At 69.3% G+C, this 14,604-nt stretch carries 10 protein-coding genes, 1 tRNA gene and 1 pseudogene; 9 read left to right on the forward strand and 3 right to left on the reverse strand.

What is annotated here, in order from left to right; genetic code table 11:
• Together VB080_RS02760 and VB080_RS02765 are read right to left on the reverse strand one after the other, a co-directional pair.
• Positions 1-287: pseudogene (locus VB080_RS02760) on the reverse strand (hypothetical protein); the annotation flags it as partial.
• Positions 288-729: 442 nt separating this feature from the next.
• Positions 730-802 (reverse strand) — tRNA-Arg (locus VB080_RS02765).
• Positions 803-967: 165 nt separating this feature from the next.
• On the opposite strand from VB080_RS02765, the gene VB080_RS02770 reads away from it, so the two are divergent.
• Both VB080_RS02770 and VB080_RS02775 read left to right on the forward strand, forming a co-directional pair.
• Complete coding sequence (locus tag VB080_RS02770) at positions 968-2,254, forward strand: serpin family protein (protein WP_323416895.1); 1,287 nt, start codon at positions 968-970, stop codon at positions 2,252-2,254.
• A gap of 107 nt (positions 2,255-2,361) precedes the next feature.
• Positions 2,362-3,588, forward strand: a complete 1,227-nt coding sequence (locus VB080_RS02775; protein ID WP_323416896.1) for a serpin family protein — start codon at positions 2,362-2,364, stop codon at positions 3,586-3,588.
• Positions 3,589-3,591: 3 nt separating this feature from the next.
• On the opposite strand, the gene VB080_RS02780 is transcribed toward VB080_RS02775, so the two are convergent.
• Positions 3,592-4,836 (reverse strand): pyridoxal phosphate-dependent aminotransferase, encoded by a 1,245-nt coding sequence (locus VB080_RS02780; protein ID WP_323416897.1) that lies wholly within the window; start codon positions 4,834-4,836, stop codon positions 3,592-3,594.
• Positions 4,837-4,979: 143 nt separating this feature from the next.
• Between VB080_RS02780 and VB080_RS02785 the strand changes: the two genes are divergently transcribed.
• The 7 genes from VB080_RS02785 to VB080_RS02815 all read left to right on the forward strand — a co-directional run.
• Positions 4,980-7,106 (forward strand): prolyl oligopeptidase family serine peptidase, encoded by a 2,127-nt coding sequence (locus VB080_RS02785; protein ID WP_323416898.1) that lies wholly within the window; start codon positions 4,980-4,982, stop codon positions 7,104-7,106.
• 442 nt (positions 7,107-7,548) lie between these two features.
• Positions 7,549-7,923, forward strand: a complete 375-nt coding sequence (locus tag VB080_RS02790; protein ID WP_323416899.1) for a DoxX family protein — start codon at positions 7,549-7,551, stop codon at positions 7,921-7,923.
• Between the two features lie 236 nt (positions 7,924-8,159).
• Positions 8,160-10,739 (forward strand): bifunctional UDP-sugar hydrolase/5'-nucleotidase, encoded by a 2,580-nt coding sequence (locus tag VB080_RS02795; protein WP_323416900.1) that lies wholly within the window; start codon positions 8,160-8,162, stop codon positions 10,737-10,739.
• Positions 10,740-11,067: 328 nt separating this feature from the next.
• Complete coding sequence (locus tag VB080_RS02800; RefSeq protein WP_323416901.1) at positions 11,068-12,204, forward strand: hypothetical protein; 1,137 nt, start codon at positions 11,068-11,070, stop codon at positions 12,202-12,204.
• A 143-nt stretch (positions 12,205-12,347) separates the two neighbouring features.
• Positions 12,348-13,268 carry an ABC transporter substrate-binding protein gene (locus tag VB080_RS02805; protein WP_323416902.1) on the forward strand — a complete coding sequence of 307 codons (921 nt, stop codon included), beginning with the start codon at positions 12,348-12,350 and terminating at the stop codon, positions 13,266-13,268.
• A 3-nt stretch (positions 13,269-13,271) separates the two neighbouring features.
• Positions 13,272-14,153 carry an amino acid ABC transporter permease gene (locus VB080_RS02810; protein ID WP_323416903.1) on the forward strand — a complete coding sequence of 294 codons (882 nt, stop codon included), beginning with the start codon at positions 13,272-13,274 and terminating at the stop codon, positions 14,151-14,153.
• Positions 14,150-14,604 (forward strand): amino acid ABC transporter ATP-binding protein (locus VB080_RS02815; protein WP_323416904.1); only part of this gene is annotated, 455 nt, incomplete at its 3' end. The genes VB080_RS02810 and VB080_RS02815, both read left to right, overlap by 4 nt.

Here is a 14,604-nt window from a genome sequence, read left to right on the forward strand (position 1 = left end):
GGCGACACCGGCTTGGCGGAAGATCCGCGCCAGCGCCGCACGCACCTGCACGGCCTGGGCCTTCACCTGGTCAGTCAGGGTCGTTGGCGACGATTTCGGCCGCCGTGAGCGTGGTTCCAGCACGGCTGCCTGGCCGTCGTCTCGGGCCCGTTTCCGCAACTCGTAGAATGACTTACGCGAGATACCGTGCTCGACGCAGAAGGTGGACACCGCACCCCGCGGCGCGTCATCGGGCCAGTCGCGATCGCGAGACGGACAACAGGATCGATGGGTTCATTAGCAGCCATTCCCCGAACCCTGCCGGGGGAGAGTCACCGCACCACGAACCCCATACGTGTCGTCTCGGTGGTACTGCCGCGGGCGGGCTCACGCCCGCCCTTGCCCCCGAGGTGACGTGCAGCCGACGCGATCGCAGGCACAGGCGGGGCCGAGGACCGCACGCCCACCGGGGAGAAGTGTCACCACCAAGACCCCCGAAAGTGTCACCGATGTGGTGATGCAGAACTGTCACCGATGTCTTGAGACATAACAGACATAACAGACATAACAGACGATTTACAGGACGATTTACAAGAGCCGCGATGAGAGTAGATCACCTGCGATCTGAGGCCACCTGGAGAGACCCAGATCTGTCTGAGCATCGACACCACACCGACACGGTTGGGCTAATCAAACAGTTTTCACTACTTGATGAACTCAAAAAGTGGCCTTTGGCTAGGCCTTTTACAGCGACCCCAGCAAGATTCGAACTTGCGACACAAGGTTTAGGAAACCTCTGCTCTATCCCCTGAGCTATGGGGCCTCGGCCCATCTGGGGGCCACAGACCAGCCTACCGGGCTGGAGCCACCCGCGGTGAACTGCTGTCCGGCCACACGTCTTTGGCAGCCGGGCGCTGCGGCCTGGGCCATCGAGCCCGCGAGTCAGGCCCGACTGCAACAATCACGACACCCGCTGCGTGGAGGAGACATGACGAGGTACTTCCGGGCTGGCATCGCCGCCGCGACCGCCCTTGCTGCGCTCTCCGGTTGTACAGCCACCTCCGGGGCGGCTGACCTGCTGCGCGCCGACGTCGCGGCCCGCACCGTCCCGGTGGGCGACGCCTCCGCCCTGCCCGAGGTGGTCGACGCCACCCGCCGGCTGGGCACCGTCCTGCTCGGTGCGGCGAAGGACCAGAACACGGTCGTCTCGCCGTCCAGCCTGGCGGTGGCGCTGTCCATGCTCACCGAGGGCGCACGCGGCACCAGCCTCACCGAACTCGAGGCCGCACTGGGCGCCACCGGAGAGAACCGCCGGGACGCCTTCGCCGCTCTGCGCGGTGCGCTGCTCGCCCTTGATGGCGACCCGAGAGCCGCCACCGGCGACGAGTTGCCCGAGCGTCCGATCGTTCACCTTGCCGGTCAGGTGGTGATCAACAACGGCTTCACCGTCAACGACGATTTCCTCGCCGCGCTCGCGGACGTCTACGACGCCGGCATCCAGCACGCCGATCTCGCCTCCGAGGAGGGCAAGAAGGTGCTGGACGCCTGGACCGACCACCACACCGGCGGGCTGATCCCTGAGTCGGCGATCACGCCGACACCCGACCTCCGGCTGGTCTTCCAGGACGCGATCCTGCTTGCCGCTCGCTGGCAGACCCCCTTCCTCGCAGCCGACACCTACCCGCGTGTGTTCACCCTGCCCGACGGTGCCACGGCCGACGTCGACATGATGTCCGCGCTCAAGACGCCGTTCGCCTACGCCGAGGTGAGCGGCTGGCAGGCCGCCCGGCTGCCCTACCAGGAGGCGTTGCACGCGGACGTGGTGCTGCCACCTGCCGGCACCGACCCCGGCGCGGTCACCCCCGAGATCCTGGCTGCGCTCGACCACGCACTCGACCAGGCCACCCCGGCACCGCTCGATCTGGCCATGCCGGTACTCGACCTGCAGAGCGAACTCAACCTCCTCGACCTGTTCCCGGCCCTCGGCGTGGGCTCGGTGCGATGCGAGGACGACGGCGCCGACCTCTCCGGAATCGCGCTCACCCCCGGCGAACTCTGCGTCAGCCAAGCCGTCCAGCAGGCGGTGCTGAAGGTGGACGAGGAAGGGACGGTGGCGGCCGCGCTCACCGAGATCGCCGTCGCCGAGGCGTCACTCCCGGTGGTCACCCACTCCCTGCACCTGGACCGGCCCTACCTGTTCACGGTGTCCCACACCGCCACCGGGTGGCCACTGTTCATGGCCGCTGTCCGCGACCCACGTCCGGCGGCCCCGTGATGGCCGGACCCTTGATCAGCGTCGGACACGGACAGGGGCACCCCGGTCGGTCAGGGCGTCACCGGCCGGGCGCCGCGGCCGTCGTGCTGACGGTTACGCTGGCGTCCGTGGTCACAGCCTGCAGCCCCGCCCCGGAGACCGGCGTCGTGCGCGCAGACGGCGTCAGCCTGCGTCAGGTGGCGGTGCCGGACGCCACGGCACTGCCCAGCGTCGTGCACGCCACCCGCTGGATCGGGACCACGATGCTCGAGCTGGCCCCGGACGATCAGAACGTGGTCGTCTCGCCGTCCAGTCTTGCGGTCGCGCTCGCCATGCTCACCGACGGTGCCCGTGGCCAGACCCTCGCCGAACTCGAAGCCGCGCTCGGCGCGGACGGCGAGAATCGCCGCGAGGCCTTCGCTGCGCTGCGCGGCCTGCTGCTGACGATGGACGGCGACCCGTCCGTGGTCACCGGCGACCTGCCCGACACCCCGGTGCTTCACCTGGCCGACCAGGTGGTGGTGGACGAGGAGTATCCGGTCGACGACGACTACCTGACAGCGCTCGCCGACGGCTTCGGCGCCGGCGTGCAGTACGCCGACCTCGGCTCACAGAGCGGCAAGCAGGTGCTGGACGCCTGGGTGGAGCACCACACCGGCGGGCTGGTCGAGCGGTCGGCGATCGAACCGAACGACCAGCTCCGGATCGTGCTGCAGGACGCCATCGTGCTGGCCGCCCGCTGGGACACGGCGTTCGACCCCGCTGCCACCACCGACCGCAGCTTCACCCTCGCCGACGGCACCGAACTCCCGGTCGAGACCATGGCCAACGGCACGGGCTGGTTCGGCTATGCCGAGATTGCCGGCTGGCGGGCGGTCCGGCTGCCGTACCTCGGGGAGCTCCTGGCCGCCGACGTGGTGCTGCCACCCGCCGGCGTCGACCCCACGACGATCACCCCGGACATTCTCGCCGGGCTCGCTTCGGCGCTTCACACCGCGACACCGGAGCCGGTGGACCTCACCCTGCCCACCCTCGACCTGCATTCGAAACTCGACCTGCACGATGTGATCGCGGGCATCGGCGCGCCCACCGTGCTGGAATCGGGGAAGGCCGACCTGAGTGGCATCGGACCGCAGGGGCTCTTCGTCGACCAGGCCGTGCAGCAGACCGTCCTCAAGGTCGATGAGGAAGGCACTGTGGCCGCGGCTGTGACCGAGATCGGTGTGAGAGCTGGCGCGGCCATGCCCGAGGAGTCGAAGGAACTGCACGCCGACCGTCCCTTCCTGTTCGCTGTCGTGCACACCGGGACCTCCTGGCCGCTGTTCCTGGCCGCCGTCCGGGATCCGCGCCACTGAGAGCTAACCCAGCCGCGCCAGCCGGGTGACTGCCTCCCGCAGCACCTCCTCGCGCTTGACGAAGGTGAATCGGACGGACGACCGCAATGCCTGCCAGGTCGGCGATCCGGGACGGCAGAATGCGGTCAGCGGGATGCCCACCACCCCGGCCAGGTCGGGCAGCCGGCGAGCCAGGTCGGCACCGTCGGGGAAGCCGAGCCCGGCCCCGTCCGCCACGACGAAGTAGGTTCCCCTCGGACGGGTCACGGCGAAGCCGGCGGCCGCCAGCCCGTCACAGAGCAGGTCTCGCCGTGCGGCCAGCGAACGCGCCAACTCCCGCGGTGACTGGTCGTCTGCCAGCGCCTGCGCGATCGCCGGCTGGAAGGGGGCACCGGAGACGTAGGTGAGGAACTGTTTCACCGTCCGGACGGCGGTCACCAGTGCGGCCGGGCCTACCACCCAGCCGATCTTCCAGCCGGTGAACGAGAAGGTCTTGCCCGAGCTCGACACGGTCAGCGTCCGGTCAGCCATGCCGGGCAGGGTGGCGATGGGGAGGTGCGTTGCGTCGTCGTAGCACAGGTGCTCGTAGACCTCGTCGGTGAGCACGATCGCGTCTCGTTCCCGGGCGACCACGGCGATCGCTTCCAGTTCGCCGGCGGTCAGCACCGCCCCGGTCGGGTTGTGCGGATCGTTGACCAGGATCAGCCGGGTGCGTGCCGAGGCTGCCGCCCGCAACGCCTCGACGTCCAGCCGGAAGCCGTCCGGGGTCGGTCGGAGCGCGACCGGAACGTGGGTGGCCCCGGCCAGCGCGATGCAGGCGGCGTGCAGGTCGTAGAACGGTTCAAGGGTGATCACCTCGTCGCCCGGTTCCACCAGGGCCAGCAGGGCTGCCGCCAACCCCTCGCTGGCGCCGGTGGTCACCAGCACCTCGGCGTCGGGATCCACCGCCAGGCCGTAGTGCCGGGCCTGGTGGGCGGCCACCGCCTGCCGCAGTTCGGCGATGCCGTCGCCGGGCGGGTACTGGTTGCGTCCGGCCCGGATCGCGGCGATCGCGGCGTCGGCGATGAACGCCGGCCCGTCCACGTCCGGGAAGCCCTGGCCCAGGTTGATCGCCCCGGTGCGCGCGGCCAGTGCCGACATCTCGGCGAAGATCGTGGGCGCTATCCGTTCGCCGCCGGCCGGATCGGCGGCCAGCAGGCCGGTGCCGCGCGCCACCGCGCGCCAGGGGCCGCGGGCGGCGAGGGCAACGGGGTCGGGCGACGCAGGCATGCGCGCAGCATAGGTGGTGGAGAGGCAGCCAGCCCCAGATCCACAAGCTCCGAGTGGGTCGGGTCGTTGCTGCAATCCGGTGGTGACAAGGATGGACGCCGGCCGCATCGGGAGGCTACGGGGGACGGGTAGTCTGCACCACCATGAGCACGACGACGGGCAGCGGCCCTGCGGTCATCGATCCGGACGGCGCCGATCCGTTCGGCTGGCTGGAAGAGGTTGAAGGCGGCGACGCCCTGGCCTGGGTCCGGGAGCGCAATGCCGAGTCGCGAGCCGTACTCGACGCCGACCCGGACTTCGCCGCCACCGAGCAGGCGATCCTGGAGGTGCTGGACTCCGACGACCGGATTCCTGAGGTCGCCCGGATCGGCGACCGGTACTACAACTTCTGGCGCGACGCCCGGCACGCTCGCGGTATCTGGCGGCGCACCACCCTGGAGTCCTACCGCAGCACCGAGCCGGACTGGGAACTCGTCCTCGATCTCGACGCCCTGGCCGAGGTCGAGGGCGAGAGCTGGGTCTGGCACGGCGCCAGCGTGCTACGTCCGGCCGATCCGGGCCAACCCTGGCGGCGCGCCCTGGTGAATCTCTCGCCCGGCGGCTCGGACGCCGACGTCACCCGGGAGTTCGACCTGGTGGAGAAGCGGTTCGTCCCGGCCGAGGAGGGCGGTTTCGTCCGCGGCCAGGCCAAGGGGGAGCTGGCCTGGTTGGACGCCGACACGGTCTACGCCTTCACTGACTTCGGGCCAGGGACCACCACCCCGTCGGGCTACCCGCGGGTGGTCAAGCTGTGGCGTCGCGGCACCGACCTGGCCGAGGCGCCGGTGGTCTACGAGGGCACGGACGACGACATGTACATCGGCGCCGGCCGGAGCCACGAGCCGGGTTTCGAGCGTGACGTCGTCAGCCGCCAGATCGGCTTCTACACCAGTCAGACCTACCTGGTCAGCGAGGTCGGCACGCCCGCCCAGCAGCTGACCCTGATCGACGTACCGCTGACCGCCGAGGTCGGCTTCCACCGCGAGTGGCTGCTGGTGGAACTGCGCGACGACTGGCAGCTGGCCGGCGCCGGCTACCGGGCCGGTTCTCTGCTGGCGATCGGGCTGGACACCTTCCTGGCCGGTTCCCGCAGCTTCACCGTGCTGTTCGAGCCGACCCCGACCAGCTCGCTGGCCGGGGCGACCTGGACCCGCCACCACCTGGTGATCAATGTCCTGGACGACGTGAAGAACCGCCCCCACGTCCTCACCCCGCCGGCGTCGGGGGAGGGAGCCTGGCTGCGGTCGGAGTTCGCCACCGCCGACCCGATCCTCACTGTCGGGATCGGTGCGGTGGACCCGGTCGAGTCCGACGATATCTGGGTGGTCACCACCGGCTACCTGACGCCGTCCACACTGGGGCTGTGGACGCTGGGCCCGGATGGGGAGGTCGCGGGCCTTGAGACCCTGAAGTCCGCGCCGGCCTTCTTCGACGCCACTGGCCTGGTCGCCGAGCAGCGCTTCACCACCTCGCAGGACGGCACCCGCATCCCCTACTTCTTGGTCGGCCGGCCCGAGCAGCTCTCCGGCGCCGACGGCCCGAGCCCCACCCTGCTGTACGGCTACGGCGGCTTCGAGGTTCCGATGCTGCCGGGCTACTCCGGCGGGGTCGGACGGGCCTGGCTCCGCAACGGCGGCGTCTATGTGGTGGCAAACATCCGCGGCGGCGGCGAGTACGGCCCGCGCTGGCACCAGGCGGCGCTGCTGGCCAATCGCCACAAGGCCTACGAGGACTTCGCCGCGGTCGCCCGGGATCTGGTCGAGCGCCGGGTGACTGTCCCGGCCAAGTTGGGGGCGCAGGGCGGTTCCAACGGCGGCCTGCTGATGGGCAACATGCTCACGCAGTACCCCGACCTGTTCGGCGCGATCGTCTGCCAGGTGCCGCTGCTCGACATGTTGCGGTACAGCCACCTGCTCGCCGGAGCGAGCTGGATGGCCGAGTACGGCGACCCGGACGACCCGGCTCAGTGGAAGTTCATCCGGACCTTCTCGCCCTACCACCTGTTCACCGCCGACCGGGACTATCCGCCGGTGCTGTTCACCACGTCCGCCAAGGACGACCGGGTGCATCCCGGCCACGCCCGCAAGCTGGCCGCGCTGATGCTCGCGGGCGGCAAGGACGTGACCTACTACGAGAACATCGAGGGTGGTCACGGCGGGGCTGCCACCAACGCCCAGGCCGCCCACATGGCGGCCCTGGCCTGGACCTTCCTGCGCCAGCGGCTGGGCTGACCCCGACGCTGCGTCCACGTACCCGCAGCTGCCGGTTCGAGCGGGTCGTAGGGGCGGGCCATAGGGGTACGTACCGGTCTGTTGCCGGCCCGGGTCGCGGCGTAGGCTCGCAGTGCAGCGCGCTGGGGGAGCGCACTGCGAGGGGGAGACGATGATCACCGAGCATTCGGCGCGCGTCGTGATGATGGTCGCGGCGCTCATGCTGGCACTGTCCATGTTGACCACCAGGGGGTTGCTGGTCGCCTGATCCTCGCGTTGTCGCAGGGCGGCAACGCGAGGCAGTGGAACGCGCACCCGCGCCCGGCCGGTATCGGGGCGGTGGCGGACGTCGGCGACTCGTCTGACAGCTTCCTCACAGCCAGCGGCGGTACGGTGGTTGGTCGGGGATTGAAACGTTCGATAGCGTGGGTCGACCGTTGAACCGCCGGGGATGGGTGTTTGCGTGGAAGTTGTGCTCTGGATTGTGACGATCCTGGCCGCCGCCGTGTTCGGCTGCACCGGGATCGCCAAGCTGTCCAGGTCCAGCAGCGAGTTGTCCGCCCGTGGTTTCACCATTGCCGAGAATTTCAGCCCGGCCGCGGTGAAAGCCATTGGTGTGGCGGAAGTGGCTGGCGCGCTCGGGCTGCTGCTGCCTGCTCTGACCGGTATCGCGCGCTTCCTGGTTCCCACCGCCGCCTTCGGCCTGGCCGCCCTGATGGTTGGGGCCATGGTCGTCCACATCCGCCGCAACGAGTACTCCAGCCTGGCTCTGAACCTGGCGTTGCTGGCGGTGGCACTCTTCGTCGGCATCGGACGCCTCGGGGTCGCGCCGATCTAGCGGGCTCCTGGTGGCCGGCAGATCCTCCCCGCGCAGCTGGGGCCTTCCGGCGGCGGGTTTCCGCAGTCGCCGCCCTGCGAGATCCTCCTCCCCCAGGAGGGGCTTCACCGGATGCGGGCCGTGTCGTCGCCCAGAATTCACCTCCTGCCCTCTGGCGGACGGCAGCGGGTTCGGGACAGAATGGCGCGCAGACGGTCCCCCGGAGTGGGGACCGGATCCTGCAACGAAGGAGAGTCATGAACTCAGTTCGTTCCGGCCGGCGTGCCGGATCCACGTCTGCCAGCCGTCTGGTCTCGATCGGTGCCGCACTCGTTCTGACGGCGGGCGCTGCGGTCGCCACCGCCGTTCCGGCGCAGGCTGCCACCGTCGGGATCACGATCCTCAACATCAATGACTTCCACGGCCGGATCGACATGTCGAATCCGGCGCTGACCACGTCCTTCGCCCTGGCGATCGAGAAGCTCCGGGCGGCCGGTGGCGAGGACAACACCCTGCTGCTGTCCGCCGGCGACAATATCGGCGCCTCGCTGTTCGCCTCCGCTGTCCAGGACGACGAGCCGACCCTGGAGGTGATGGACGCCCTCGGGTTCAGTGCCAGCGCGGTGGGCAACCACGAGTTCGACCGCGGCTTCACCGACCTCACCGACCGGGTGCAGCCGTTGGTGCAGTTCCCGTACCTCGGTGCGAACGTCTACCGAAAGGGCACCACCACCCCGGCGCTGCCGGAGTACACCATCCTGACCGTGTCGGGGGTGAAGGTCGGCGTGATCGGCGCGGTGACCCAGGAGACCCCGGCGCTGGTCTCGCCCGGCGGAATTGCCGACCTCGACTTCGGTGACCCGGTCCAGGCGGTCAACCGGGTAGCCGGCCAGCTCTCCGACGGCAACCAGGACAACGGGGAGGCCGATCTGATCGTCGCCGAGTACCACGAGGGTGCCGCCACCAGTGTGCCGCCGTCCACTCTCGACAGCCTGATCGCCGCCTCGCCGACGTTTGCGTCCATCGTGAACGACACCTCGCCCCAGGTCGACGCGATCCTCACCGGGCACACCCACCAGAGCTATGCGCTGTCCGCACCGGTGCCAGGCACCTCGAAGACCCGTCCGGTCCTGCAGACCGGCAGCTACGGCGACCGGGTCGGCAAGATCGTGCTGAACGTTGACGACGCCACCGGCGAGGTCTCCTCGTTCACCGTCGAGAACGTGGCCCGGGGAACCGCTGCTCCAACCAGCGAGGAACTGGCCAGCTACCCGCGGGTGGCGCAGGTCAAGACCATCGTCGACAACGCGATCGGCTACGCCAACCAGATCGGACGTCAGCCGGTCGGTTCGGTGACCACCGACATCACCACCGCGTTCAGCGGCGGCTCCTACACCGGCGGCTCCTACACCGGCGGCTCCCGTGACGACCGGGCGAGCCAGTCGACCCTCTCCCGGGTGGTGGCCGACGCCCTGGTCGACGTCCTCGCGCCCGCCGAACGCGGCGGTGCCCAGATCGCCGTCGTCAACCCGGGCGGCCTGCGTGCCGAGTTGTACTACGCCGGTGTCGCCGCCGAGCCGGAGAACGGCGACGGTGTGATCACCTATGCCGAGGCGAACTCCGTGCTGCCGTTCGTGAACAACCTGTGGACCACCACCCTGACCGGTGCCCAGCTCAAGACCGCGCTCGAGCAGCAGTGGCAGCGGGACGCCGACGGCAATGTGCCCTCCCGGCCCTACCTGGCCCTCGGGCTGTCGGGCAACGTCCGCTACACCTTCGACGCCTCCCGGCCCGAGGGCGACCGGATCACCGGCATCTGGGTGAACGGCAAGGCGGTGGCGGCCTCCGACAGCTTCCGGGTCGGTTCCTTCAGCTTCCTGCTGCAGGGCGGCGACAACTTCCGCGTCTTCACCGAAGGCACCGACACCCGGGACTCCGGGCTGATCGACCGCGACGGCTGGATCAGCTACCTGCAGGCGCACCCGAAGCTGGCGCCGAGTTTCGCCAAGGCCGGCGTCGAGGTGACCGGGGTGCCGGCCAGCGCGGTCACGCCGGGCGGCCAGCTCAGCTTCACGGTTTCGGGCCTCAACCTGACCTCGCTCGGCAGCCCGGCGAACACCTCACTGTCGCTGTCCTGGGGTGGCTCGAAGGCGAAGTTCGGCACAGTCACAGTGACCGACGGTTCGGCAACGGTCTCGGTGGTGGTTCCGAAGGACGCCCCCGCCGCCAGCGTGCTCACCCTCACCGCAGCGCCGTCCGGCACCACGGTGACCGTTCCGGTGACGGTGAAGGTCAGCAACGCGATCAAGAACCTGAAGCCGCCGACGATCAAGGGCGTTGCCCGGCCGGGCCACCACGTCGTGGCGACGCCCGGAACCTGGTCGCCCTCGAAGCACCTGACGTTCCGCTACGACTTCAAGCTGAACGGCAAGCTGGCCAAGTCCACCTCCGTGCCCCGGTTCACGGTGGGCAAGGGTGACCTCGGTAAGGCCCTGACCGTCACCGTGACCGCCTCCGCCAAGGGCCTGACCAGCGCTTCGGCAACATCGGCCCCGGTGATCGTGACCAAAGGCACGGTCAAGCACCCGGCGCGGGTCACGATCAAGGGCCATGTGGCGGTCGGCCACAGGCTCACCCTCAACGACCGCGGCTGGCAGAAGGGCGCCACGTTCAGCTACACGTGGAAGCTGGACGGCAAGGTCGTCTCGACCAAGCCGAGCTACACCCCGGACCGAAAGGCTGCGGGCAAGAAGCTCACCCTCACGGTCACGGCCCGGGCCAAGGGCTACACCCCGGTGACGTTGACCAGCAAGCCGGCCAGGGTCGCCACGAGGTAGCCCACCGACATCCCTCCGACGGACGGCCGGGCGCTCTATGGATGCGCCCGGCCGTTCCGCCCCTGCGCAGGACTTCCGTGTCCGCCCGCGTCCCACCACCGCTCACGTCCCGGGCAGCTCAGCAGCGAGACGCTCAGGATCTTCAGGTTTTTCTCACAGGTTTCTCAGAATGGATAGCATTGCACGTGCTCTGTCCCCCACAATGGGGACAGAAGCTGTCCCCCGGAACGGGGACAGTCTGCCTCCCCGGGGTCCCCCGGACGACACCGCCCCCCTCCTGGTGTCGTCTCCCCGGGGCGGCAGCCCAACCAGGATGAGAGGTACCCCCATGAGTCAGGCCACTGGCCATCGACTGTCCGTCCGCCTCGCCGGTCTCGGCGCAGCGATCGCCCTCACCGCAGGCAGTGCCGTCCTCGCCACCCTGCCTGCGCAGGCCCACAGTGTGAGCGTCGGCGACGTCACCCCCACCGCGCGGGCGAAGGCGAAGCAGGTGCTGAGCCCCAGGCTCGCCGCGCATGCGAAGGCGAAGCGGCTCACCTCGCTCCCGAAGGCGCCCAAGGTTGCTCTCACCGATGCCAATCGTGGCGACGTTGCCACCGTGGCCAGCGCCCAGCAGGGCGCGACGATCACGGTGTCGGTCGGGACGGCGTATGCCGGCAAGAAGGTTTCCGTGTGGCTGTTCTCGTCGCCGAAGCTCGCCTACAAGGGCGTCGCCGACAGCGCCGGGCTGATCTCGGCCGTGCTGCCGGTCAATGCCCGACCGGGCACGCACAAGGTGGTCGTGTTCAGCGGCAGGACCCTGGTCGGCTGGACCGATCTCCAGGTCACGGCGGTACCGATCTCCAATCTGAAGGCCCCGTCCATCCAGGGCAAGGTGCTCACCGGATACACGGTGAAGGCCAAGCCAGGGACGTGGACGCCGGCAAAGGTGACGCTGTCCTACCAGTGGTCACTCGACGGTGTGGACGTGGCGAAGGCCACCAGGAAGGCCTACACGGTCAAGCTCAGCGACCTCGGAAAGGCGCTCTCCGTCACCGTGACCGCCTCTCGCAAGGGCACTGACCCGGTGTCGGTCACCTCGGCACCGGTCACGGTGACCCAGTTGACCTTCACCAACGTGACCGTGCCGACGATCCAGACCAAGGCCTTCGGTTCGAAGTCCTTCAAGAAGGCCTGGTTCGGCCACAAGAGCCACATCCGTTGCGCCTTCGGTGGCCAGGTCCTCCAGGTCACCAGGGGCGAATGGTCGGTCAAGGGTCTGACCTTCAGGTACGCCTGGAGCATCGACGGCCAGGTCGTCAAGACCACCAAGAGCCCGACCTACAAGCCCCGGACGGCCGACGTGGGCAAGCAACTGACCGTGACCGTGACCGCCACCAAGAAGGGCTATGCCCCGGTGTCGGTGACCACCGCTCCAGTGACGATCCAGGCGGTGAAGGCCCCGGCGGTGTCCACTGGACGGTAGTCGGCCGCGGTGCTCCTGCGACCGGCCCGCGAGGATGTCCACGCCAAGGACTCCGGTGACGCGGGCGGTCCAGTCCCCGTACCGTTGTGCGCACCGCGTCGCCGGGTCGGCCGGCGCGCACAACGGACGAGAGGACGCAGACCATGGCACGGATCTTCAGCCGCGCTGCCGCCGTCGCCGCACTGGCGGCGATCACGATGGGTCTGGCGGCCTGTTCATCCGGCAGCCCGGCAGCGCCCGGAGGTGAGTCGACCTCGGGGAGCAGCCCGGACACCTCCGCCACGACGGCAGCGACCAGCGAGGCTCCGGCCAGCAGCGCCCCGGACGCCACGGAGCTGACCACCACCCCGGGCACGCTCACCATCGCCACCGGGAACCCCGCCTACTCGCCGTGGGTGGAGGACGACAAGCCGGAGTCCAAGCAGGGCTTCGAGGCGGCCGTCGCCTACGCGGTGGCCGAGAAGCTCGGCTTCGCGGATGCCGATGTCAGCTGGGTGCGCACCACCTTCGACGAGGCGATCGCGCCCGGGCCAAAGGCATGGGATCTCAACATCCAGCAGTTCTCGATCACCGAGGAGCGCGAGAAGGCGGTCGACTTCTCGTCCGGCTACTACACCACCGCGCAGGCGGTGCTGACCTACGAGGGCTCCCCGCTGGCCGGTGCCACCACGCTGGCGCAGCTGAAGCAGGGCAAGCTCGGGGCGATGGTCGGTACCACCAGCCTGAACGCGCTCAACGAGCAGATCGCACCGGCCACTCCGGCCAGCGTCTTCAACTCCAATGCCGACACCGCCCAGGCGCTGAAGAACAAGCAGGTGGACGCGATCGTCGTCGACCTGCCGACGGCGCTCTATCTGGCGGCGGTGGAGATCGACGGCGGGAAGATCATCGGCCAGCTGGCCGATGCCTCCGGTGGTGACCAGTTCGGCTTCGTGTTGCCGAAGGGCTCGAAGCTGACCGCGCCGGTCTCGGCAGCCGTCGACGCGCTGGCTGCGGACGGCACGCTGGCAGCGCTGGAGAAGCAGTGGCTGTCGGAGTCCATCTCCGTTCCGGTGCTGTCGTAGGCGGTGACCGGGCTGTCGCAGGCGGACGGGGGCAATCCGCTCCCGTCGCTCAGCGACCTCGAACGCGGACGCCGGGCGTACCGCCGACGTCAGACCACCCGCTCGGTGGCGATCAGCCTGGCAAGCACTGCCGTCTTCGCCACGGTGATCGCGGTGGTGCTGGTGAACTCGCCGGGCTGGCAGGTCACCCGCGACACCTTCTTCAACCCGGACTACTTCTGGCCGGCGTTGCCGAAGGTGGCCGAAGGGCTGCTGCTCAACCTGCAGGTGCTGGCGATCGCGGTGGTCGGGGTAGCGGTGGTGGCCGTCGTACTGGCCGGGCTGCGCAGTCTGAAGGGGCCGGTGTTCTTCCCGCTGCGGTTCCTGGCAGCTGCCTACACCGACCTGTTCCGCGGGATGCCGTTTCTGATCGTGCTCTACCTGATCGGCTTCGGCCTTCCGGCGCTGGGGTTCAGCGACAAGCCGATCTCGGTCGTGCTGCTGGGCACGATTGCGCTGATCCTCACCTACTCCTCCTACGTCGCTGAGGTGCTGCGGGCCGGGATCGAGGCGGTGCATCCGTCCCAGCGGCTGGCCGCGCGCTCGCTCGGCCTGTCGCACTACGGCACGCTCCGGCTGGTGGTGCTGCCCCAGGCGGTCCGGAAGGTGACGCCGGCGCTGATGAACGACTTCGTGTCGATGCAGAAGGACGTCGGGCTGATCTCGGTGCTGGGCGCGGTGGACGCCGTCCGCGCGGCGCAGGTGATCGTGTCGAACACCTACAACTACACCCCCTACGTGGTGGCCGGGCTGCTGTTCGTGCTGTTCAGCTGGCCGTTCATCCGGTTCACCGACTGGCTCACCGCCCGGCAGCAGCGCCGCGAGCAGAGCGGAGGGCTGGTGTGACCCCCGTCCTGCAGTTGCGCGGCATTGTGAAGTCCTTCGGGGACAATCAGGTGCTGCGCGGGATCGACCTGGCCGTTGCCCGCCACGAGGTGGTGGTGCTGATCGGCGCCAGCGGCTCGGGCAAGTCGACCCTGCTGAAGACCGTCAACCTGCTCGAGCAGATCGACGACGGTCAGATTCTGCTGGCCGGCCAGGACATCTCCGACCCGCGGGTGGATGCTGACGCCGTCCGGGCCCGGATCGGGGTGGTCTTCCAGCACTACAACCTGTTCCCGCACCTCAACGTGCTGGACAACGTCACCCTCGCACTCCGCAAGGTGCACCGCCGGCCGCGCGCCGAGTGCGAGAGCCGCGGGCGCGAGCTGCTGACCCGGATCGACCTCGCCGACCGGGCGCAGGACTTCCCCGACCGGCTGTCCGGCGGGCAGCAGCAGCGGGTGGCGATCGCGCG

This window comes from Propionicimonas sp. (assembly GCF_034927565.1).
GTDB lineage: Bacteria > Actinomycetota > Actinomycetes > Propionibacteriales > Propionibacteriaceae > Propionicimonas.